The sequence below is a fragment of the Psychrobacter sp. M9-54-1 genome, from assembly GCF_016613355.1.
GTDB classification, from domain to species: Bacteria; Pseudomonadota; Gammaproteobacteria; order Pseudomonadales; family Moraxellaceae; genus Psychrobacter; species Psychrobacter faecalis.
Genome location: NZ_JADGFW010000035.1, coordinates 1 through 2,001 on the forward strand (window position 1 = coordinate 1; position 2,001 = coordinate 2,001).

Annotated in this window: 3 protein-coding genes; all 3 read right to left on the minus strand. The window is 37.5% G+C overall.

Annotation, left to right across the window (positions count from 1 at the left end):
• Positions 1 to 3: 3 nt before the first annotated feature.
• Genes IQ457_RS11885 through IQ457_RS11895 form a run of 3 tightly spaced genes read right to left on the minus strand, consistent with a single transcriptional unit; the run spans position 4 to position 1,489 of the window.
• Positions 4 to 1,017 (minus strand): phage/plasmid replication protein, II/X family, encoded by a 1,014-nt coding sequence (locus IQ457_RS11885; protein ID WP_200663502.1) that lies wholly within the window; start codon positions 1,015 to 1,017, stop codon positions 4 to 6.
• Complete coding sequence (locus IQ457_RS11890) at positions 1,010 to 1,276, minus strand: hypothetical protein (protein ID WP_200663504.1); 267 nt, start codon at positions 1,274 to 1,276, stop codon at positions 1,010 to 1,012. The genes IQ457_RS11885 and IQ457_RS11890 overlap by 8 nt, the downstream gene beginning before the upstream one ends.
• A gap of 9 nt (positions 1,277 to 1,285) precedes the next feature.
• The gene (locus IQ457_RS11895) at positions 1,286 to 1,489 is read right to left on the minus strand and encodes a hypothetical protein (RefSeq protein WP_200663506.1); all 204 of its coding nucleotides are present in this window, start codon (positions 1,487 to 1,489) and stop codon (positions 1,286 to 1,288) included.
• Positions 1,490 to 2,001: the final 512 nt, after the last annotated feature.

Sequence of the window (2,001 nt, forward strand, 5' to 3'; positions counted from 1 at the left end):
CAACTAAGCACAAACAACAAGACCTTGCTCAAATGCCCAATCAGGTATGCCAACAGGTTGAGCTTCTAGAACACGTATTAAAGGAATGACATTACTAGGCTCTTTATCTACATCTCTAAGAATACTAATATCTATATCATATTCTTTTAATTGCTTGCGGTAACGGTAGAAAGTAGGACGTGACAATATTTGTCTTAAATCATCACCATTGTACCAAGCAGCATAGGCAAGCCTAACACGAGGTGGCAAAGTAACTAAAACATCATTAGAAAGTGAAAAGTTATTACTCATCTCTAAACCTTTAAGTGAGTTTAAGAGTAACATTTTAGCAGTTTCTGGAGTCCAGTTAGCAGCTATATGTAACCCCATTTCACGCAAGGCATTAGATTTTATAGTCATCTCTACACGCAAGGCTCTCTCTGCGTATTCAAGCATTTGAGGTGTACGAAGTGCATCAGGAAAATTACTATTTTTACTATTAATCTCCTCTCCTTTGGAGTAACACTTTAAGAACCAACGCTTTGAACCTTTACCCCAGTACAGAGTGCTACCTTTGAATTGACCAGTACCACGATGTTTAAGCCTTACTTTTTGTTCTGCTGAGCGTATCCAAGATAAAACCTCAAATCTATTAGCGAGTAACCAAGACTCATTAATATCAACTCTAGATACTGTAAACATTCCTTCTTTAATGGCTCTAATCTGATCAACAGACGGCGTTAATGATAATTCCTTGATAGTACATAGTTTAGAAAAGAAAGCCCAACAGAGAGCTTTTAAATCATTAGTACCAAATAAGTTATGACCTTGAAGCCATTTAGCAGGGTTGCCTGATATTTCTAACTGATTATCGGAAATCGATCGAATTACAATATTAGAGTCATGTGAACCAGCAACAGGAAGCCATGACAAGGCTGTCCACTCTATTTCATTATCTTTAGAGATTTTAACGACCGAACCATTAGAAATAATACCAACGTGGTCACAAGATATTTTCATTGTTACCCAATCATGCATCTTTGAATTCCTCTTTGAGAACATCGAGGAAGTCTTGTTGAGTATTCATAAGAATTTTGCGTAAATGTTGAGATGGGTCTTTTTTATCATTGACCAAACGAATAGCATCTCTAATCTCAATCATGTGAGGACGCATTGCTTCTAAATACTCATAGACTAGGGTTGTCTTAGGGATACCTTGTAACTCTGCTAATTCAGTTAATAGCTGATTCATATCATCATCAACGGTTAAGTTAATACGTGTTTTTTTGCTTGGCATATTAGTTCCTTATAGACCGACATCATCTAGTATTTCAATACCTATGACACCCGCAGCTATTAAGCCTCTAAGGAATGATTTAGTCATTTGTGCATTATCTGCCTTGGTTAACTCTACTCTATCGGTATCAACCGTAAGCATTTCTAACCAGTCTGTATTAATGTCAGAATTAATATCTCTAATTGCGTATTTAGCTTGCTCTGATTTATACATATCAATATCCTATAAGGAGTAACGTTTCAAAAGCTAATGTAACTCTATGAAGTGATGAAGTCAAGGAGTAAGTGAGACAAAAGGGACGGGGTAAAGAAAAGGCTCAAAGGGGCTTATCTCGTCAGTTCTAGGAGTGGTTTGGAGTCTGTTAGTTATCAAATTGAGACAAAAGGGACGTATTACTAAGCTCGTCCCTCTTTGTGCGTGTGTGCATTCCGAGTCGTGGAGTCGGTACACCACACGCACAAATATTTATCGTTTATTTTTCAGCATTTGACTTGGGTAGTTTCCAAGTCGTAAGTGCGCACTTAATGGACTTATTGACAGTTTCTAGATGGTTTTAATGCCTTAACGCTAGTCAATAACGAGGAGATGTTATTGACCGCTACAGGCTAATAATTGAGGGGTCTCTATCGTCATTTATCAAAAGACTGTTAACTGGAGGTGAAAGAACTACAGACAAAAAAAAGCCCCGCTTAGTTGCTAGATCTAAGCACAAACAACAAGACCTT